Genomic DNA, 20,146 nt, shown 5'->3' on the forward strand with positions numbered 1-20,146 from the left:
CGCATCGAATTACCCGACTGGGGTTAGCACCGGGCGGCCGCCGAAATGCGCCAGCAGGTTGTCCAGGACAAGCTGGATCGTCGCTTGCACGGCTTCTGGCGAGCGGCCGGCGATATGGGGGGTGAGAATGACGTTCCTCAGCTCCGCCAGTCCGCTTGGCACAATTGGCTCTCCCTCGACCACATCAAGAGCAGCGCCGCCAATGCGGCCATGCTTCAGGGCGTCAATCAGGGCAGCTGTATCCACCACGCTGCCCCGCGCGATGTTGACGAGAAAACCATCGGCACCAAGGGCATCGAGCACAACCGCATCCACGAGGTGCCTCGTCGTTTTGCCACCGGGTATGGCGACGACCATAAAGTCCGACCACGCGGCCAGGGCCGCTGGCGTGGGGAGGTAGAGCCAGGGCGATCCGTCACGACGCCTGCGGCTGTGATAGGCGATCGTCATGCCAAAGCCTCCGGCTCCCCGCCGGGCGATCTGCTCGCCGATATTCCCTAATCCGAGAACACCCAGCTTCTTGCCGGAGATCATGGGGCGCGACTCACGGGACCCCGCCCACTCGCCGCGTCTCACCGCCGCATCAACCTGCACGACACCACGCGCGATCGCCATGAGCAGGGCCATCGCATGGTCCGCAACCGAAGCGTCATTGGTGCCAGGACCATGGGTGACGACAATGCCTCGTGCTTCGGCAGCAACCATGTCGACATTCTCATAGCCTGCACCGAGGGCGCAGATGATTTCGAGTTTTGGCAAGGCAGCTATCTCACCAGCGCTGAATCCCGTCGAACCGTTCGTCAGCACGGCGCGGATGCCGTCACCCCTCGTCGTTATGATCGTCGCCCGTTCTGACGCATTGGATGCATAGTGAACTTCAAAGCCTTCGGCCTCGATCTGGCACAAGCTTTCGGGTGCAAGCTCGGTGGCGACAAGGAGAGGGATCGGCATATGTGGACCTTGCTCAGCGGGCGGCACTGGAACGACCGAACGTTTTTCGAGGGCAATCGCCAATGAGGCAAAAGTTAACCTGGTGAATTGATATTACATATATTGCTTGTGGTAACGTCGGTCCTTGACGGTAAGGAAAACTCCCGAGGATGCCCATAGACGCACCAAGCTGCATTCCAGCGAGCGTCAGCCGGGAGCGACTGGAGCTAGTGGTTTCGCTGTCCATGCCGCGCAAGGGCACCTGGTCTGGGTGATCCGAAATGGGTCTTCAACCTTGGCTACTTCCTGACCGTGGCCGAAGAGCTCCAATTCGTTCGTGCCCCGAAAAAACGCATGTCCATCGATCCGGGCCGTCGCGAAGCAGCAAAGAGCGGGAACACAACCTCTCTCGTGCCCCAGTCAATGCTTGCCGCGCCTGCCCCCGCCTCGAGGCGGCAGCTAGAGCTCAGGCGCGCTCCATGACGCCGCTGACGAAATCATAGGATGCCTCCAGTAGATGGAGGGCGCCTTCGGGGCGCAGCTGGCTCGAATAGAGGTTGAAGGCCGAGACCGGGAAGGCAATGCTGCGAAAGAGCGCGCGGCGGGCGAACCAGGCAGCAAAGCGCGGCTCGGGCGAGGCACTGGTCAGCCGTCCGAGCGTGACGTGCGGAACGAAATTCCGCCTCTCTGGCGGTACTCCGGCTTCCCTTAAGACGCGCTCGATACGGCGCCGCAATGCCATGAGGTGTTGATGGCACCCCTCCTCCAGACCTGCCCAGAGCGTATGCGGCAGACCGCGCGGCGGAAAGACACCAAGCCCCGCGAGACGAAGCTCGAAGGGTGGCGCGACGACGCTCGAGAGAAATTCGCCGATCTCATAGAAGGTCGCGTGGTCGACCTCGCCGATGAAGCGCAGGGTCAGATGGAAATCATCCACGGGCGTCCAGTGGACCCCCGGCAGGCCGACGCAAAGCGGCTCCAGCGCCACTTGAGCTTCCTCGGGCATGGGCAAGGCGATGAAGAGGCGGGGCATGGCCTTCTCCGGCTGCAAATTCATGGCCTTCGGCTGCAAGACTAGGCGTCCTTCATGGCCTTGCCAAACCCCGAGCAGTTCCATAAGGCTCTGCGGGCCTTGAAAAATTGCCCGCGGCATCGCCCCGGGCTCCATCGAACGGACGTCTTCTTGCAGGCCGAGGAACTCTATCGCGAGGTCGACGAGGAGCTGCAGCGGGAAAAGCTGCTGTCTCTCTGGCGCCGCTATGGCAAGCTCGCGATCGCCATCATCGTCATCGCGCTTTTGGCCGTGGGCGGCTATTTCGGCTGGCGCTATTACCAACAGCGGCAGGCGCGTGCCGCCGCCTTTGCCTATGCGGCGGCGCAGGAAACGCTGCAAAAGGGCGATGCCAAACAGGCGGGTCAGGATTTCGCCGGCCTGGCGTCCGGCAGCGGCGGCTATGCCGCCCTCGCCAGCCTGCGCCTTGCGCAAGTGCGCCTCGGTGCCGACGATACGAACGGCGCCATCACGATTCTCGACCAGTTGGCGGACAACGGCTCGGCCGATCCGATCTTTCGCGCTGTTGCCGCCTTGTCCTCCGTTTCCTTGCAGATCGATGCCGGGGATCCCGCGACACTGAGGGCGCGGCTGCAAAAGCTGATCGATGCCGGCGGCCCCTGGCGCTTCAACGCGCGTGAAATGCAAGCGCTGCTCGACATCCGGACAGGCAATCTCAAAGCTGCCGAGGAGAGTTTCGATGCCCTTTCAAGCGACGCTGACGCCCCCCAGGATCTGCAAAGCCGTGCCGCCGAACTGCGCGACGCACTGAGCGCGAAGCTCAAGGCTGAGCCCTCGACGAACCCGACACCACCGGCTACCGAGTGAACCCCAGCCAACACGTCACGTCGGCGAGCTGCCGTTCATCCGCCAAGCGCGGTTCCTGATCCTGGAGCTTTCAACCATGCCATCCCGTCGCCGTCTGCTCCTGGCCACCGCCGCCGCTCTGCCCCTGGGTGCCTGCGGCTGGCTCGGCCAAGATGAGGGACCGCCGCTGCCAGGCGTGCGCAAGTCCGTCCTCATGACCACGCCCGGTCCGGTAGCGGACGTAGCCGCGGCCGGGGTGAGCATCGATCTTCCCGCACCCAACGCCCAACCGGAATGGCCGCAGGCCTTCGCCAATCTCGCCCATGTGACCGGGCGCGCGGCCGGTACGGGCACTTTAAGCGAGGCCTGGTCGACCAGCATCGGTGCCAGCGCCTCCTCGAGCTACCCGCTCCTGGGTTCGCTCGTCGCTGCCCAGGGTCGGATCTTCGGCGTCGATTCCGAGGGGCGGGTCACCGCGCTCGACGGCTCGTCGGGCAAAGAGATCTGGTCGCAGCATATCAGCCGGCTCGGCGACAGTGACCGTGTCGCCGGTGGTGCGGCCGCCTACGACAACGGCCTCCTCTTCGTGACCTATGGCAATGGCTGGGTCGTGGCGCTGGATGCCAATGACGGCAAGGAGGTCTGGCGCCGGCAATTGAATTCGCCGCTACGCAGCGCGCCCACGGCGGCACCGGGCAACGTTCTGGTAAGGACCGCCGACAACCAGCTCTACTCGCTCAATCCCACCACGGGCGAGTTGCGCTGGCGGCATGCCGGCGCCTTCGAGCAGGCCGGCATCCTGGGCGGTTCGCCGGCCGCCGTCCTCGGCACCACGGTCATCGTCGCCTATTCCTCGGGTGAGGTCTTCGCTCTTCTCCTGGACGATGGACGCGAGCTCTGGACCGAAACCGTGCTCGGCGGACGCAGCATCCTGGCCCTCGATACGATCACCGACATCACGGCAGCACCCGTTATCGCCGACGGCACGGTCTACATCGCCGGCGGTGCTGGCGAGATGGCGGCCTTGATGCTGGATCGTGGCACCCGCGTCTGGGACAACCAGATCAGCTCCCTGGAAACGCCCGCCCTCGCCGGCAACGTTCTCTACGTCATCACCGAGGCGGGCGAGTTGGTCTGTCTCCTGCGCCAGAGCGGCGCCGTTCGCTGGGTCCAGCACATCGCGACGCAGGCCGGGCTGACGAAGCTGCCGTCAAACACCAGCTGGACCGGCCCGCTTTTGGTCGGCGATTCGCTGATCGTGGCCGGCTCATCAGGCGACGTTTTGAGCTTCAGCCCCAATGATGGCAGCTTTCAGCAGCACTACGCCGGTGGAACGCCCATCCGCCAGCCGCCCATCGTTGCCAACGGTACTGTCTACGTCCTGGACGACAAGTCGCGTGTGACGGCCCTTCGCTAAGTCCTGGGGCCGAGCGCCTCGCGACGGACTCCCGTCGCGGGGCGGCTTGCTCTAGACTAGGCACTCTTTCAGTCGACGGCCGCGCCGGCGACGTTCGTCCCACCCGCCTCCTCTCATGTGGGGCGGCACGTCCTGAGGCTGTCTTTCAAAGCCATGCGCACGCTCGCCATCCTGGGCCGACCAAATGTCGGCAAGTCAACTTTGTTCAATCGCCTGACCGGCAGCAGGCGAGCCCTGGTGCACGACATGCCGGGCGTCACGCGCGATCGGCTGGAGGCCAAGGGTCGCCTTGGCGAACTCGAGTTCAACGTGATCGACACGGCTGGCATGGACGTGGGCGACACAGGCGGCCTCGAGGCGCGGTTGACGGCTCAAAGCCTGGCTGGGCTGGCCGAGGCCGATGTTGGCATCCTCCTGGTTGATGCCAAAGGCGGCATCACGGGCCTGGATGCCGATCTTGCTAAAATGCTGCGCTGCAAGGCGGGCAAGCCGATCCTCTTGGTTGCCAACAAAGCTGAAAGCCGGGCGGCACAGAGCGGCATTGGCGAGGCCTGGAGCCTTGGCCTGGGCGAGCCCATCGCCATCTCGGCGGAGCATGGCGATGGCATGCCCGACCTCCTGGCGGCCCTGCGCCCCTATCTGGCACCGCCGCCGACCGAGGCGGAGGACGGGGAAGAAAGAGCTGTCCTTGGACAGGATGAGGATGAGGCCGACGACGGCGACGATTGGTTTCGCTTAGCCGTGGTCGGCAGACCCAATGTCGGCAAGTCCTCACTCATCAATCGCCTGCTGCAGTCGGAACGGCTGCTGACCGGTCCGGAGCCTGGCCTCACCCGTGACTCCGTCCAGGTGATGTTCGAATGGCAGGGCAAACGCATCGAGTTGGTCGATACAGCCGGGCTCAGGCGTAAGGCCAGGATCGACCATCAGGTGGAGAAACTCTCCGCCTCCTCGACGGTCCGCTCGATCCGGGGCGCTCATGTGGTCCTCCTCCTGGTTGATGCCACCGCTCCTTTGGAACACCAGGATCTGACCATCGCCAATCTGGCTCTCGACGAGGGCCGGGCGCTGGTCGTGGCCGCCAATAAATGGGACTTGATCGAGGAGCCGGAGGAAGCGCTGAGCGAGCTTCGCTACAAGATCGAGGAGAAGCTGGCGCAGATCAAAGGAGTCGAGTTAGCCGTCGTCTCGGCAAAGACCGGGCGCGGCCTGGATCGGCTCCTGGAAGCAGCCACGGTCGCACATGCGCGCTGGCGCAAGCGCATTCCGACCCACAAGCTCAATCAATGGCTCCATGCGGCACTCGAGCGTCATCCGCCGCCAATGGCGCAGAACCGGCGCATCAAGATCCGCTTCATGACACAGGTGGCGACAAGGCCGCCGCGCTTTGCGCTCTTCGCCAACAAGTCCGCCGACATGCTGCCCGAGAGCTATCTGCGCTATCTGGCAGCGGGCCTTCGCGAGGCATTTGACCTCGACGGCGCGCCCTTGCATCTCATGGTGCGGCACGGCGAAAACCCCTACGACAAGAAATAGGCTCCATGCGGTGAAGTTGCCGCCCGGCATCGCCTGGCTCCTTGCGCCGCGCTGGCCCGCCTTGGCCTTCGCGTTGCGCACGACGGTCACCTCGCTGGTAGCGCTGGCGATCGCCTTCCTCATGGACATGGACGATCCGGGCTGGGCCGCAACCACGGTCTGGATCGTGGCTCAGCCCGAGCGCGGCATGTCGCTCGCAAAGGCCCGTGCTCGAATTCTGGGTACGCTCACCGGCGCCGCAGTAGCGCTCGCCCTTGCGGCTACCTGCATTCAGACACCCGAATTATTTTTGAGCGGCCTTGCGATCTGGATCGGCATCTGCACGGGCATTGCCACGCTTCTGCGCAATTTCCGCGCCTACAGCGCCGTGCTCGCCGGCTATACGGCGGCCATGATAGCCATCGGCGCCGCCAGCCAACCCGAGAATGTTTTCGACATCGCCATCGCGCGGCTGCTCTACGTCCTGCTGGGCATCCTCTGCGAGACGGTCGCCACCTCGATTCTTACACCCGGAAGTGCGGCGCGCGGTCTGGACCGGAAGATCCGCCTGGCGCTCAGCCGCGTCGCCGCAGCCAGCAGTCAGGCACTTCGAGGCAAGCTGCAGCCGGGGCCGCAAATGGGCCGGCTCGTGAGCGAGATCAACGCATTGGACACCGCGGCCGAGTATGCCGCCGCTGCCTCGAGCGAGATCGACCGTCATTCGGGCCACATCCGTCAGATCATCACGAGCCTTTTGATCCAGCTCTCCGCCGCGCATTCGACGAGCCGACGCATCGCCCGGACTCCGCTCTATGCCATAACGCATCAGCGAATCGCCCGCGCTCAGGCCGAAGCGAAGCGCCTTTTCGACGAAATTCCGGGACTTCTGGATCGCCTCGCGGACAAGGAGATCCTGTCACGCGTGAGGACACTTCGGCAAAGTCTCGCCGTCGACCAGCCATTGACCGACGAGGGGAAAAGCGCCGCTGCCACCCAGACGCGCTTTCTCCTCGACCGGCTGGACGTGATCCTGCGTTCGCTCGAGCAGGAACTTGTGCATCTGATCGGCCTGAAGGGTGACGTCCTGGCCTCCCGTGGTCGAACAGTTCACCATCGCGACGTTCAGGGGGCATGGATCAACGGCGTGCGCGCCACCTTGTCGGTCTGCCTTGCATCCTTCCTCTGGATTGCCTCTGCCTGGCAGGATGGCGGCTCGTTTGTGATCATCGTGGCCGTGGTCTGCGCGCTTTTCGCGACCCGCGACAACCCGGTGGCCGGTAGCCTGGCCTTCCTCAAGGGAACGGCGGTAGCTGTGCTCCCGGCTGCCGTCGCCACATTCATCATCCTGCCCAAGATGAGTGGGTTCGCGATGCTGGCTCTGGGCATCGGCCCTTTCCTCTTTCTAGGCGGGCTCGCCTATTTCAGTCCCTATGCCGGGATGGCAGCGGCAGGCTCGATTTTCTTTTGGAACATGATCGAGCCCGAAAATCTCGCGCGCCAGACCGCCACGGGCTTCTTCAACAGCGCGATTTCCCTCCTGGTCAGCATGGCGTTTGCCAGCCTCTGCTTTCATCTGTTCCTGCCCGTTAATCCAGCCCGCCGCCGGAAACGCCTCCTTGCCGCCGTCGTCAGGGACTTGGCGCAGCCTCTGACCGACCCCTATCGCTCGACGCATACTTGGGCGCGACGCATGGCCGACCGGATCGCCCGCGCCGGCCCGACGGTGGTCGACAAGGATCCCGACAGCGAGCGACCGTTTGCCAACCTCCTGGCAGCCCTCGACCTTGGCATCGGCGGTGCGCGCCTGGCGCGCATCCGCCATGAGCAGGAGCTACCGGCCGCCAGCCTGCAACAGCTCGATGCGACGATAAGGCGCCTGCGCGAGATGGCGCAAAGCCCGCAGGCCGCGGTCGATGCCGCCGCCGCGACGGTGGCACTCCTGCGACGCCTGGCACCGAGCCTGCCACCTAGGCAGGCCATGGCCAGTGCCAGGGCCCTCGAGGCCACGGAGGAAGTAGCTGAGCGGCTGCTCGATCATCCCGATCTGTTCGACCCGAGCCTGAAGCGCCCTTGAGGGTCCAACGCGCTTCCTGCGCCGATCGCCATCCATGCGCGAGGATACGACGAGCCTGTTCGCCTCACCATGAGTGGTGACGGCAGCCGAACCAGGCCGGCGACCGTTCATCCAGGCGTCTTCGGGAGTTGGACGCGCCAAGATCTGTCGCCAGCGGCGCCGGCCGATCAGACGCTGAGACTGCCGCCCTCTCGCCGCTCCCGGCTGCGTCAGGCCGACTAGCCCGGCGCTGCTAGCCAGCAATGGCAGGGCCGCACGAAGCGACGGTTTAGTTGCGAGCAGTAAAAGTGGCGAGCATCAGTGGGGGTCAACAGGAAACGGCGCACCTCGTCTTCATATCACCACACGGACCGACAGCGACATTAACGCCCACCTATCCCTGGCGGTTTATTCAAAATAACCCGACAAGATCAAAAAAGCGGGCCAGGGCCAGACACGAATAATTCATCAATGATGATAATTATCTAATATTTTCTGCCGCCAGAAAGACAACGCGGTTCTTAGCTGCAAAGAGAGATGAGCCGACCGTGAGCGGTGCTGGACGGTGCCAGCAGCTCAGCGATGGCCGCCGCATGCACCGACGGGTCCGGTCGATCACCCGCACGTTCACCGGGAAAGGCCCTGCCCCGCAGCCGCGTGTCCATCGGCCCGGGATCGACGAGATTGACCTTGAGGCGAGTCAGGCCCTGTTCCGCCGCATAAGCCAGGACGAGGGCCTCCAAGGCCGCCTTGGCGGCCGCATAGCCGCCCCAATAGGCGCGCGGCGTCCGCGCTGCCTCACACGTGGCAAAGACGGCGCGACCGGCGTCGGACGCCCGCAGCAGCGGATCGAGCGTGCGGATCAGGCGCTGTTGCGCCAGAAGGTCGAGACCCACCGTCCGAGCGAATACGACGGGATCCAGCTGTGCGACAGGCGTCAGGACACCGAGGTCGGCCGCAGCCGAAAAGAGACCGTCCAGGCGTGGACAGCGCTCGAAAAGAGCCGGTCCTAATTTGTCGACCAGGTCGCCGTTCAGGAGGTCCAACGTTATCAAGATGGGCGGCGGCGCGCCCATCCCCCTTACCTCGTCATCCAGCTCTTCCAGAGCGCCTCGGGTCCTTGCGACCAGCACTAAGCTGGCGCCTCCACCGGCGCAGGCCAGGGCAACCGCGCGTCCGAGACCACGGCTGGCCCCGGTGACGAGGACAGTCCGGCCGGTCAGCTTAATCACGAAATGGCGGCTTCCTGCAGTAAGCCCGGTAGGGAATTGGCGGGCGCGTTCTCATGGTCGTAGTCGGTGAGCGGTGTCGGATAGTCACCAGTGAAGCAGGCATCGCAGAAAGCAAGATTGGCAGGGTCGCGCTTGGCCTCGCCGACGGCCCGGTAGAGGCCGTCGAAGGAGAGAAAACCTAAAGAATCGACGCCGATGATCCGCGCCATCTCATCCAACGTATGCCGGGCAGCTAGCAATTTCGAGCGCTCGGGCGTGTCGACGCCATAGTAGCAGCCATGCTGCGTCGGCGGGCTGGCGATCCGCATATGCACCTCGCTGGCGCCAGCTTGGCGCACCATCGCCACGATCTTGGTCGAGGTCGTGCCGCGGACGATCGAATCGTCGACGAGAATGACGCGCTTGCCCGCCAGCATGCTGCGATTGGCGTTGTGCTTAAGCTTCACGCCCAGATGGCGGATCTGGTCGGTGGGCTCGATGAAGGTGCGGCCGACATAATGATTGCGAATGATGCCGAGCTCGAATGGAATGCCCGATTCCTGCGCGTAGCCGATCGCCGCCGGCACGCCGCTGTCGGGCACCGGCACGATAACGTCGGCCGGGGTCGGCTGCTCGCGCGCCAGTTCCTGGCCGATCCGCTTCCTGATGTCGTAGACGCCCCGTCCCTCGAGTGTGCTGTCCGGCCGGGCGAAATAGACATATTCAAAGATGCAAAAGCGATGCTCGCGCGGCTTGAACGGCCGCAGGCTCGTCATACCGCGCTTGTCGATGACGACGACCTCGCCGGGCTCGATGTCACGCACATAGGCAGCCCCCAGGATGTCGAGGGCGCAGGTCTCGGAGGCGAGAACCGAGGCGCCATCCAACTCGCCCAGCACCAGCGGGCGGATGCCCAGAGGATCGCGCACGCCGATGATGCCGTCATCATACATGGCGGCAAGCGAGTAGGCCCCCTCGCACTGCTCCATCGCCTCGATCAGGCGATGGACGATCGTCTTCTTCTTTGAGATGGCCATCAGATGAATGATGGTCTCAGTGTCGCTGGTCGACTGGAAGATGCTGCCGCGCTGGACGAGTTCGCGCCGGAGCTTGCCGGCGTTCGACAGATTGCCGTTATGCGCCAGCGCGAAGCCGCCGAAGGCGAAATCGGCATAGAGCGGCTGAACGTTGCGCATCTCCGAGGCGCCTGTCGTCGCATAACGATTATGGCCGAGCGCGGCGTTGCCCGGCAGCTGCTCGATGACGCTCTTGCGCGAGAAGCTATCGCCGATCAGACCTTTGGCGCGATGCTGATGGAAAAGTTTGCCATCGAAGGAAACGATGCCGGCCGCCTCCTGGCCGCGATGCTGAAGCGCGTGCAGGCCAAGGGCCGTGACGGCCGCGGCATGGCTGGCGCCATAGATCGCGAAGACGCCGCACTCCTCGTGCAGCTTGTCGTCCTCGCCAACCTGCCAGGCCGGCGCTGCCAGGTCTGTCATCGATGCTCCATCATCAGGCTTGCTCGACATCACTGACTTTGCCCTCCTTGCGGGAAAAGCTGTTCCAGCTTGCCGCGATCGGTAGCGCTGGGTCCGTCCTTCGACTTGCCGTCATCGACAGTAGCACCGTTGCGATAACGTTGCGCTCGTTCCATAGCCTCTTCGCCCGCCTGCTGCCCGCGCTCGCGAATGTCGCCTGGCAGCCAAGCGCGGATTATCGAGGCCCCTCGTGCGACCGGTGGCTCGAGATAGGCTGTCGTCACCCAAGTCGGAAACTCTCTGCGCTCGAGAATGAGCGTACCTAATAGATAGGCAAGGCAGACCAAGAGCGCACCCCGCCCAAAACCATAGACTAGCCCGAACAATTTGTCGGCGGTCGTCAGCCTGGAGCCCTCGACGTTGGCGGCGATCATGCCAAAGATGATCTTGAGAATGATCAAGGGGATGACAAAGACCAGGGCTGCCGTGCCGAGATCGACAAAGAGTTCCTGGTGCGTGATCTGCGTCATGATCGGCTTGGCCGGCTCATAGGCGAACCAGGCCACGGCCGCAGCACCGATCCAGCTGAGGAGGCTGGCAATCTCACGCGCTATGCCGCGCGAAAGCGAGAGAAGCGCCGAGATGACGATAACGGCCACCACCGCGATGTCGAACGCGGTGAAGGGAAGCTGATTCATGCCTGCACTCGCAAAGTCCCACGCTCGGGCCATCGGCCCGTTCTCGAGGACGCTCTAGCCCGTAGCCGGGCAACAGGGCCAGGGATAATCACGGTTCGTCCGGCGACGGCACTGGCCGTCGTCCTTCGCCCGCCCTGGCGCCGATGATGGTCACAAGATCGGCCAGCCGCCTGATCGGATGGAGCTTCAGGCCGCTGGCCTCGCTGCCGGCCGGCGCCATGGCCCGGGCAAAGCCCAGCTTGGCGGCTTCCTTCAGCCGACTCGTCGCCTGCGTCACGCCCCGGATCTCGCCTGACAGGCCGATTTCGCCGAAAAGTACGAGACCAGCGGGCAAAGGCGCATCCAATGCGGCAGAGACGAGGGCGGCGGCCACGGCGAGATCGGCTGCCGGCTCCTGGACCCTGAGGCCGCCGGCGACGTTCAGATAGACGTCGCGCGGCCCGATCACAAGGCCGCAGCGCGTTTCGAGGACCGCCAGGATCATGGCCAGCCGGTTGCCGTCCCAGCCGACCACGGCCCGGCGCGGCGTGCCGAGCGCGCTTGGCGCCACCAACGCCTGGACCTCCACCAGGACGGGCCGGCTGCCCTCCATGCCCGCAAAGACGGCGCTGCCGGCGACCTCGGCGTCGCGCTCGGCCAGGAAAAGTGCCGAGGGATTGGCGACCGGCAGAAGGCCAAGACCATGCATCTCGAAGACACCGATCTCGTTGGCCGGCCCGAAGCGGTTCTTGACCGCTCGCAGGATGCGGAACTGACCGCCGCGTTCGCCCTCGAAATAAAGGACGGCATCCACCATGTGCTCGAGAACGCGCGGCCCCGCGATCTGGCCGTCCTTGGTCACATGGCCGATGAACAAGACCGCCGTGTGGCGCCGCTTGGCAAAGCCGATCAGGCTCTGCGCGGCGGCGCGAAGCTGCGTTACCGTGCCAGGCGCGGAATCGACGGCCTCGCTCCACATCGTCTGAATGGAATCGATGACGAGCAGATCGGGCGCTCGTCCATGCTCCAGCGTCGCCAGGATCTCGGCCACCGAGGTCGCGGCCGCCAGTCCCAGGCCCGGTGCTTCGAGGCCAAGCCGCGCGGCACGAAGCCGGATCTGATCTGTCGATTCCTCGCCGCTCACATAGGTGACCTGCCGGCCGGCCGCCGAGAGGGCCGCCGCGGCCTGCAGGGTCAGGGTCGACTTGCCGATGCCAGGATCGCCGCCCACGAGGATGGCTGAGCCCTGGACGATGCCGCCACCCAGTACCCTGTCCAGTTCCTCGATGCCCGTGCCAAGGCGCGGCGGCGGTTGCTCCAGGGGATCATGAAGGCGCACTACGTCCAGCCCCGGCGCACCTCGCTTGGGTACCAGGCTGCCCTTGGGCCGACTCGCCTGGATTTCCTCGACGATCGAATTCCAGGCGCCACAGGCCTCGCATCGGCCGGCCCAGCGCGGCGACGTGGCGCCGCAAGCCTGGCAGACATAGGCAGCGCGCGACCGGGCCATCAGCGAGCGCCCTACCCGGCCCGGCGCTGCGGTGCCTGGATCGTGGCGATCGGCCCGTCCGCCCGGCCATGCACGAACTGATCGACAAAGGGATTGCCGCTGGCATCAATGTCCTTGGCCGGCCCTTCCCAGATGATGCGGCCCTCATAGAGCATGGCGACACGATCGGCGATCTTTCGCACCGAGGCCATATCATGGGTGATGGAAAGAGCGGTGGCGCCGAGATCGCTGACGACGCTGCGGATCAGATCGTTGATGACATCCGCCATGATCGGGTCGAGCCCGGTCGTCGGCTCATCGAAGAAGAGAATGGCCGGACGCGTGGCAATGGCGCGCGCCAGGCCGACGCGCTTTTGCATGCCGCCCGAGAGTTCGGCTGGAAAAAGATCGGCCACAGGTTCGCCCAGCCCCACGGCTTCCAGCGTCTCGACGGCGCGGACCCTGGCCTGGTCGCGAGGTATTTTCGCCTTGGCCATCAGCCCGAACGCGACATTTTCCCAGACGGGCAGGCTGTCGAAGAGAGCCGCACCTTGGAAAAGCATACCGATCTGCCCGCGCAACGCCTGCGCCTGCCGGCGCGAGGCGGCCAGAACGTCTTGACCATCGATCAGGATCTGCCCGGCATCGGGCTCGACGATCCCGAGAATCGACTTGATGAGCACGGACTTGCCCGTGCCCGAGCCGCCGATGACCACGACCGACGTGCCGGCCTCGACCTCGATGTCGAGGCCCCTTAGCACATGATTGCGGCCAAAGGCCTTGGCCAGTCCCTTGACGCTGATCTTCGTCTCTCGTGCCGCCATCGCGGTTGCTCCCGGGCTGCCGCTAGTGGCTGAAGAAAATCTCGGTCACGATATAGTCCGAGGTAAGGATCAGGATTGAGGCCGCGACCACGGCCCGGGTCGTGGCCGTACCCACGCCCTGCGCTCCGCCCCGGCTCATATAGCCCTGATAGCAGCCCATCAGGCAGACGAGGAAACCGAAGACGGCCGCCTTGACGAGGCCCGAGACGACATCGCCCGTCGAGAGGAAGCCAAAGGTGCTGTTGACGTAGCTGACGGGGTTGAAGCCCAGTTTCACCGTGCTCACGAGCCAGCCACCCATGATGCCGATCACATCTGCCACCAGGACAAGAGCCGGCAGCATCAAGACTCCGCCCAGAAGGCGGGGAAAGACGAGATAGCGGTAGGGATCGGTCGAAAGGGTCGAGAGCGCGTCGATCTGCTCGGTCACGCGCATCGTGCCGAGCTCGGCTGCCATCGAGGCGCCGACGCGCCCAGCCACCATCAGGCCGGCCAGGACCGGGCCGAGCTCGCGCGTCATCGAAAGGACGACGATATTGGGGATGGCGCTTTGGGCCTGAAAGCGGGAAAAGCCGGTATAGCTCTGCAACGCCAGCACCATGCCGGTGAAGATCGCCGTCAGCCCGACGACCGGCAATGAATAATAGCCGATATCGAGCATCTGCCGGAGAATTTGTCGGGGGTACCAGGGGCCGACGATGCCGCGGGAGAGTGCTCGCAGGGCAAACGTCACGAGGCCGCCCAAGGTCGAGACGATGCCAAGGACAGCAGCACCGGTCAGCGCCAAGGGGTTCATGCGCGATCCATAGCTAGAGGCATAGCGAGGCTGCGGGTTAGCAGCCGCTCGGCGGCCCGTCAAACCGGCAATCAGTAAAAGCCTTCCTCATAACCACCCTGCTCAAGGTTGCGGAAGCGGCCGAACGTGGCGTCGAACTGGAGCTGGACATTGCCGATAGGCCCGTGCCGCTGCTTGGCGATGATGACCTCGGCCTTGTTGTAAGCCTGCTCGCATTTCTGCGACCAGAGATCGTAGCGCTCGCGGAATTTGTCCGGGCCCTCGTTCTCGCGCTGCGTCGGGATGGCGCGGGAGAGATAATATTCCTCGCGATAAACAAACATGACGACATCCGCGTCCTGTTCGATCGAGCCCGACTCGCGCAGATCCGAGAGCATCGGCCGCTTGTCCTCGCGGCTCTCGACAGCGCGGCTGAGCTGCGAAAGTGCCAGTACCGGAATGTTCAGTTCCTTGGCGATCGCCTTCAGGCCCTGGGTGATCTCGCTCACCTCCTGCACGCGGTTGGCGAGACTGGAGGCGCTGGTGCCGCGCAGAAGCTGGAGATAATCGACGACCAGGAGATGGAGGCCGTTCGTGCGCATCAGCCGTCGCGCACGGGTGCGCAACGCGGCGATCGAAAGAGCCGGCGTGTCGTCGATATAGAGGGCCCGTTCGGCCAGACGCTGCGTGCCCTGAACGAGACGCGGCCAGTCTTCCTCCGAAATCTGGCCGCGACGGAGCTCGTCGGAGGGGATCTGCGCCTCGGCCGAGAGAAGGCGTGTCGCCAACTGCTCGGCGGACATCTCGAGCGAGAAGACACCGACAGAAAAAGTCGGCGCGCGGCCGGGCTCCACCTGGTCGTCCCCAATGAGAGCGGTCGCAGCGTTGGCGGCCATGGTCACCGCCAGTGCTGTCTTGCCCATGCTGGGACGGCCGGCCAGGATCAGGAGATCGGAATTCTGCAGGCCACCCAGCTTCTCATCCAGGCCTTGCAGGCCGGTCGGCACCCCCGTGAGTTGCCCCGCCCGGTGGTAGGCCCGCTCGATGATCTTGACGGCTTCGGTCAAGACGGTCGGGAAGGCACGGAAATCGCCCTTGACCTCACCTTCCTGGGCCAAGCCGAACAATTCCCGCTCGGCTTCCTCGATCTGCTCCTTGCCCGACAGTTCCGCGTGCGGATCGAAGGCACGCGCCGTCAGATCCTCGCCCACCCGGATCAGGCCACGCCGCAAAGCCAGGTCATGGATCATGCGGGCATAGTCGACGGCGTTAGCGACCGGCTCGGCACCCATCAGGAGTTGCTTGAGATAGCGCGAGCCACCCAGTTCCTTGAAGCCCGGATCGGCGTCGAACTGCGGCCCCAGCGTGTTGGTGTCGGCCAACTGCCCCTTGAGCACCCGCCCCGCTATCGCGTCGAAGAGACGCTGATGGCAGGGATCGTAGAAATGCTCGGCCTTCAAAAAGTCGGCCACCCTGTGGAAGGCCTCATTATTGCTCAGCATCGAGCCCAGGAGGCTCTGCTCCAGCTCGATGCTGCTGGGCTGGACGCGAAATCCGGCTGGTCCGGCCGCCTCCATCAATCCGTTCGTACGCGTCGCCAATTCATGCATGGGTTCGTGTCTATCAAGCTCGGGCCGCTCGCGCGAGCCCGGATAACATCAATTTTTAGGGGTCTCGCAAAAGGCAGGACATCTTCACCTTGGCAGCCCGTGCTCGCATGGCGAGCACGGGCGCAGATGCTGCCTGTCCCGCCAGGAATGACGCGATCAGCATGGTTGACATTGCAGCACCTGCGCGGGCCTCCTTCCTGCCCTTATGCACGAGGCAACGAGACAGAGGCGCATCCGAGCCAGGCTCCGAAAGGCCAAGCCGGGTGTCGCGCATGGTCGACGCCCTGCACTCGCATGCCGTGGTCAAACTCGATCTGCCGCTCGTTGGCAAGGCGGCCTGAAGACGCCCGCCACCTGTCGCCGGGTTGGGTTGCGGGCCGCCCGCCGGCCATGGCATTGTTCTTCTTTCGTTCCAGATGACAGGGTCTCGCGGTGCAGGCTTCAGAGATCGGACGGCTGACGGCAGCTAAAATCGCTCGCGGCGTCATGCGCCTCATGATCGCCATGGACGTAGCTCCCCTCCAGGAAGTGGGGCTCAAGAGCGGGCGCCGGCCCGATATTCTGGGCCTGGGCCGTGATGGCAGCCTGACGGCGATCGAGATCAAGAGCAGCAGGGCGGATTTCATGGCGGACGGCAAATGGCATGAATATCTGGACCATGCCGATTTCTTCTTCTTCGCCGTCGCCCCTGACTTTCCGACGCGCATCCTGCCGGAGGCCGAGGGACTGATCCTGGCCGATGCCTATGGCGGCGAAATCATCCGGCCCTCGATCAAACGGCCCCTGCCACCGGCACGGCGGCGTGCCCTCACCTTGCGCTTTGCGCGTCTGGCAGCCATGCGCGCGCAGTCGCTGGAGGATCCAGAGGGTCGCGCTTGGGAAGGGCTTTAAGCGCTAGAGCGGAATATCCGCTCCCGTCGGGTCGAACCCGGCCACGGGCGTAAGCGCAGGGTTTAGTTGCCCTTCTCGCCTTCCTTCAAGCCACGACGCCAGAAGGCGCCCACCAAATGCTGCTCCTTGGTCAGGTTCAGCTCGTCGCGGCAATAGCGCCGGATCGCCTTGAAGGTGTCGAACTCGGCCGCAGCCCAGATAAAGAAACGCCGGTCGCCTGGCAGGGAGACGGCACGCACCGCCTCCTCCAACGACGTGCCGCGGCCCCGATGCAGCCAGCGCACTTGCACGCCTTCGGGGTACTTGAGCGGCAACTCGTCCGCCGGATCGTTCACCTCGATGATCACCGTGCCCTGCGCCTCGGGCGATAGCTCTTCGAGCATGCGCGCGATGGCCGGCAGTGCGGTCTCGTCACCGGCCATCAGATACCAATCGGCGGCCGCGAGATCGCCGCCGCCTGGCCCCATCATGCCCACGGGATCGCCGGGCTTGGCGCGAAGCGCAAAATCCGAACCGACACTGTCCCCGGCGTGCACGACGAAATCGACGTCGATAAGCCCCGTCGCGACGTCGATCCGGCGAATCGTGTAGGTCCGCGTCTCCGGTCGATCCGGCCCCTGCGGAAAGCTCGGCAGGCCCTTGCTGCCCATGGTAGGCCAAATGGGATCGGCCACGCCCGCGGGCGGAATGACCAGGCGAACATGCAACCCGCCCGTGGCGAAACGCTCGATATCCGGGCCGTTGAGGGTGAGGCGGCGCATGTGTGGCGACAAGGTTTGTGCCGCCGCAACCCGCAATGCCCGGAAATAGGGCAGCGGACCGACGTCACAGCCATCACCTTCCCATGTGAGAGCAGGCGGCTCCGCCTCGTCCAGCAGCTCCATGTGATGCGCCATGCTGACCCGCAGATAAGCGAGCGAGGCCAGATCGGAGGCAAGCGCCTCGATATGTAACGATCCGTCGCGATTGGCGAGGTTTGCCGTGCCGAAGGAAAGCTCGATCAGGCCCGCCTCGTCCGACCAGGCGGCCTTGCGGGCGTGCTCCTGGTAATGCTGGCAGAGGATATCCAGGCCCCGCCCCGGATCCGCCAGCTTGATGCGCGTGGTCGAGCGGAAGGTGCGCTTGAGAGGTGCCATCACCATTTGACCGCGGCCGTCAGCATGGTCCGCCGTCCCTCGCCGTAGAAACAGGAATAGACTCCGTTACATGCGGCCGTGTAGTGCTTGTCCATGATGTTGGTGACGTTGAGCGCCACCCGCCAGCCGGCGCGCTCGTAGTGAATGGCGGCATCACCCAGCAACGCGTCGTCGACACGATAATCGTTGGCCTCGTCGGCGTAGGACTGACCCTGATAGCGAACGCCCAGACCAGCCCCCAGGCCCTTGAAACGGCCGTTCGGGTGCGTGTAGTCGGCCCAAAATGCGCCCAGCACCTGCGGCTGGCCCACCGGTTTCTTGCCCTTGTCCTCGCCCGTGCTCTTTGTCACCTCGAGATCCATCGCGGTGAAGGAGGCCAGGAGATTGAGGCCCGGCATGGGCGAGGTGACACCTTCGAGCTCGACGCCGTTCGAGCGCACCTCGCCTTTCTGGATCTGGTTCAGCGAATTGGTTGGATCGGGCGTCAGGACGTTCTTTCGCGTGAGGCTGAAAACCGACGCCGTTACCTGGGCATTCAGGTTGGGCGGCAGATATTTGACGCCCGCCTCGTATTGATGGCCCTCCTCCGACTTGAAGGCCTGGCCGTCGGCGTTGACGCCCACGGTCGGGTTGAAGAAGGTCGACACCGAGGCATAGGGCGTGATGCCGTTCTCGAAGAGATAGTTCAGGCCGACCTTGCCGCTCCAGTTGTCCTGGTCGCGCTGGCTGGTGATCGCGGTCAGGCGATTATCCGTCTCGAGCGTCGTCAGGTCGTAGCGCCCGGCCAGCGTGAGGACCAGCTTCTCGGTCAGCTTCGCCTGATCTTGCAGATAGAAGCCGACATCGTTCAGCGTCTGCTGGTTGAAAATGTAGCGTTGATAAGTGGCATCCTTGACCGGCTGGTTATAGTCCGGCTTGTCGATGCTAAGCGGAAAGCCGACGTCCCATGCTGTCGCTTGATCGTCGGCTATATGATAGCGCTTATAGTCGATGCCCAGCAAAAGCGTGTGGTCGACAGGCCCGGTCGCGAAATCGGCCTGGACCTGATTGTCGACCGTGAAAAGGTGAACCTCCGGCGAGGTCTTGAAGTTGATGCGGTAGAGCTGCTTTTGCGCCGCGTCATTGTAGCCATAGGGATAAAGCGAGCGATAATAAAGGTTGAGATAATTGTAGGCCAGGTTCTGGCGGACCTGCCACGTATCGTCGATGCGATGCTGAAACTCATAGCCGACCATCGCCTGATCGCGGTGATATTTGTCGCGGTCCTTGTCGCTTGTGAAGAAGTCGCGCGGGATGCGTTGGCCCGAAACCGTCTGTCGCTCGACGCCGTCATAGGGAAGAAAGCCGCCGAGCGGCGCCGTATTGTCCTTTTGATAGAGCGCCATCACGGTAAGCGAGGTGTCGAGATTGGGCTTCCAGGTGATAGCAGGCGCGATAAAGACACCCTGATTGTCCACGTGGTCGATCATGGTGCCGCCGGTATGGCCGCGCCCGGTGAGGCGGTAGAGGAAGGTCCCGTCCTTCGTAGCTTTGCCGCCGAAATCATAGCCGGCCGTGGCCTGGCCGTAATTGTCGACGCCAAATTCCAGATAACGCAGCGGCTCTTCGGTCGGCCGCTTGCTGATCAGATTGATCAGGCCGCCCGGTGCCGAGGCGCCGAAACTGGCCGACGCCGGGCCCTTCAACACGTCGATCCGCTCAAGGCCGAAGGGGTCGACCCGCCAACTGGCGAGGCCCGTCGCGAAGAGTTGGAGGCCGTTACGGTAAAGGCCCGTCTGCGTGACGTCGAAGCCGCGAATATAGAACCAGTCATTGCGGGTATCCGGGCCGAAGGGCTGAGCCCGTACGCCGGCGGAATAACGCACAGCCTCGTCGACCGTCTGCGCGGCTTGAGCAGTCATCTGCTCCCGGCCGACGACGGAGATCGCCTGCGGCACCTCGGCGATGGGCGTGTCGGTCTTGGTGCCAACCGCGCTGCGCCTGGCTACGTAGCCGTTGACCGGCCCGGTGGAGCTACCGGCCTGGCCACCCGCCCCCTCGACATCCACCGTCGGCAGAATGGAGGTAGCAGGCACCGGAGCTTGTTGTGCTTTAGCGTCTTCAATAGCAAGAACAGCACCTAGAATGGCAAAGGAAGAACAACCGACCAGTGCAAACGCAGATAACGACCAGCTTTTCGAAGATTTGGCTACCACGACGAGGCCCACGTTCTTGATAAAGTGCGGCGCGCACTCACGGGGTCGGCGTTCAAAGCTTGCCTAAATTGAGATATTTCTCAAAAT

At 64.1% G+C, this 20,146-nt stretch carries 17 protein-coding genes; 6 read left to right on the forward strand and 11 right to left on the reverse strand.

The features are described from left to right. Positions 1 to 9: 9 nt before the first annotated feature. Positions 10 to 906: a 2-hydroxyacid dehydrogenase gene (locus CFB17_RS06705; protein WP_243389801.1), complete on the reverse strand. Its 897-nt coding sequence runs from the start codon at positions 904 to 906 to the stop codon at positions 10 to 12. On the opposite strand from CFB17_RS06705, the gene CFB17_RS19585 reads away from it, so the two are divergent. Beyond that, positions 871 to 1,017, forward strand: a complete 147-nt coding sequence (locus tag CFB17_RS19585) for a hypothetical protein (protein ID WP_243389807.1) — start codon at positions 871 to 873, stop codon at positions 1,015 to 1,017. The two genes, CFB17_RS06705 and CFB17_RS19585, sit on opposite strands and share 36 nt — an antisense overlap. 379 nt (positions 1,018 to 1,396) lie before the next feature. On the opposite strand, the gene thpR is transcribed toward CFB17_RS19585, so the two are convergent. Further along, a complete protein-coding gene (gene thpR / locus CFB17_RS06710; RefSeq protein ID WP_207761962.1) occupies positions 1,397 to 2,002 on the reverse strand; it encodes an RNA 2',3'-cyclic phosphodiesterase in 606 nt (201 codons plus the stop codon). 15 nt (positions 2,003 to 2,017) lie between these two features. On the opposite strand from thpR, the gene CFB17_RS06715 reads away from it, so the two are divergent. The 4 genes from CFB17_RS06715 to CFB17_RS06730 all read left to right on the forward strand — a co-directional run bounded on the left by CFB17_RS06715 (position 2,018) and on the right by CFB17_RS06730 (position 7,794). Continuing rightward, positions 2,018 to 2,809, forward strand: coding sequence for a tetratricopeptide repeat protein (locus CFB17_RS06715; RefSeq protein ID WP_088560652.1), 792 nt, complete (start codon positions 2,018 to 2,020; stop codon positions 2,807 to 2,809). A 76-nt stretch (positions 2,810 to 2,885) separates the two neighbouring features. Next, positions 2,886 to 4,205 carry an outer membrane protein assembly factor BamB family protein gene (locus tag CFB17_RS06720; protein WP_088560653.1) on the forward strand — a complete coding sequence of 440 codons (1,320 nt, stop codon included), beginning with the start codon at positions 2,886 to 2,888 and terminating at the stop codon, positions 4,203 to 4,205. Between the two features lie 153 nt (positions 4,206 to 4,358). After that, positions 4,359 to 5,741, forward strand: coding sequence for a ribosome biogenesis GTPase Der (gene der / locus CFB17_RS06725; RefSeq protein ID WP_088560915.1), 1,383 nt, complete (start codon positions 4,359 to 4,361; stop codon positions 5,739 to 5,741). Positions 5,742 to 5,751: 10 nt separating this feature from the next. Next, positions 5,752 to 7,794 (forward strand): FUSC family protein, encoded by a 2,043-nt coding sequence (locus CFB17_RS06730; RefSeq protein WP_165769465.1) that lies wholly within the window; start codon positions 5,752 to 5,754, stop codon positions 7,792 to 7,794. A gap of 500 nt (positions 7,795 to 8,294) precedes the next feature. On the opposite strand, the gene CFB17_RS06735 is transcribed toward CFB17_RS06730, so the two are convergent. From CFB17_RS06735 to CFB17_RS06765, 7 genes are all read right to left on the reverse strand, one after another. Then, complete coding sequence (locus CFB17_RS06735; protein ID WP_088560655.1) at positions 8,295 to 9,005, reverse strand: SDR family NAD(P)-dependent oxidoreductase; 711 nt, start codon at positions 9,003 to 9,005, stop codon at positions 8,295 to 8,297. Further along, positions 9,002 to 10,483 carry an amidophosphoribosyltransferase gene (gene purF, locus CFB17_RS06740; protein WP_243389775.1) on the reverse strand — a complete coding sequence of 494 codons (1,482 nt, stop codon included), beginning with the start codon at positions 10,481 to 10,483 and terminating at the stop codon, positions 9,002 to 9,004. Before purF ends, CFB17_RS06735 begins: the two co-directional genes overlap by 4 nt. Positions 10,484 to 10,512: 29 nt before the next feature. Next, a complete protein-coding gene (locus CFB17_RS06745; protein WP_165769466.1) occupies positions 10,513 to 11,160 on the reverse strand; it encodes a CvpA family protein in 648 nt (215 codons plus the stop codon). 88 nt (positions 11,161 to 11,248) lie between these two features. Further along, positions 11,249 to 12,649 carry a DNA repair protein RadA gene (radA, locus tag CFB17_RS06750; RefSeq protein ID WP_088560658.1) on the reverse strand — a complete coding sequence of 467 codons (1,401 nt, stop codon included), beginning with the start codon at positions 12,647 to 12,649 and terminating at the stop codon, positions 11,249 to 11,251. An 11-nt stretch (positions 12,650 to 12,660) separates the two neighbouring features. Beyond that, positions 12,661 to 13,452 (reverse strand): ABC transporter ATP-binding protein, encoded by a 792-nt coding sequence (locus CFB17_RS06755; RefSeq protein ID WP_088560659.1) that lies wholly within the window; start codon positions 13,450 to 13,452, stop codon positions 12,661 to 12,663. 22 nt (positions 13,453 to 13,474) lie between these two features. After that, a complete protein-coding gene (locus CFB17_RS06760; RefSeq protein WP_088560660.1) occupies positions 13,475 to 14,248 on the reverse strand; it encodes an MlaE family ABC transporter permease in 774 nt (257 codons plus the stop codon). Positions 14,249 to 14,319: 71 nt separating this feature from the next. After that, positions 14,320 to 15,837 carry a replicative DNA helicase gene (locus tag CFB17_RS06765; RefSeq protein WP_165769467.1) on the reverse strand — a complete coding sequence of 506 codons (1,518 nt, stop codon included), beginning with the start codon at positions 15,835 to 15,837 and terminating at the stop codon, positions 14,320 to 14,322. 432 nt (positions 15,838 to 16,269) lie between these two features. Here CFB17_RS06765 and CFB17_RS06775 point away from each other — a divergent pair, with 432 nt between their 5' ends. After that, entirely contained in the window at positions 16,270 to 16,728 is a 459-nt protein-coding gene (locus CFB17_RS06775; RefSeq protein WP_243389776.1) for an MmcB family DNA repair protein, read from the forward strand. 62 nt (positions 16,729 to 16,790) lie between these two features. Here the strand turns inward: CFB17_RS06775 and CFB17_RS06780 are convergent, their stop codons facing one another. Then, positions 16,791 to 17,864, reverse strand: a complete 1,074-nt coding sequence (locus CFB17_RS06780) for a siderophore-interacting protein (RefSeq protein ID WP_165769468.1) — start codon at positions 17,862 to 17,864, stop codon at positions 16,791 to 16,793. After that, positions 17,864 to 19,939 carry a TonB-dependent siderophore receptor gene (locus CFB17_RS06785; protein ID WP_088560663.1) on the reverse strand — a complete coding sequence of 692 codons (2,076 nt, stop codon included), beginning with the start codon at positions 19,937 to 19,939 and terminating at the stop codon, positions 17,864 to 17,866. Before CFB17_RS06785 ends, CFB17_RS06780 begins: the two co-directional genes overlap by 1 nt. Positions 19,940 to 20,146 lie beyond the last annotated feature (207 nt).

Origin of the sequence: Arboricoccus pini (genome assembly GCF_900187945.1) — a bacterium.
In the GTDB taxonomy this organism is placed as follows: domain Bacteria; phylum Pseudomonadota; class Alphaproteobacteria; order Geminicoccales; family Geminicoccaceae; genus Arboricoccus; species Arboricoccus pini.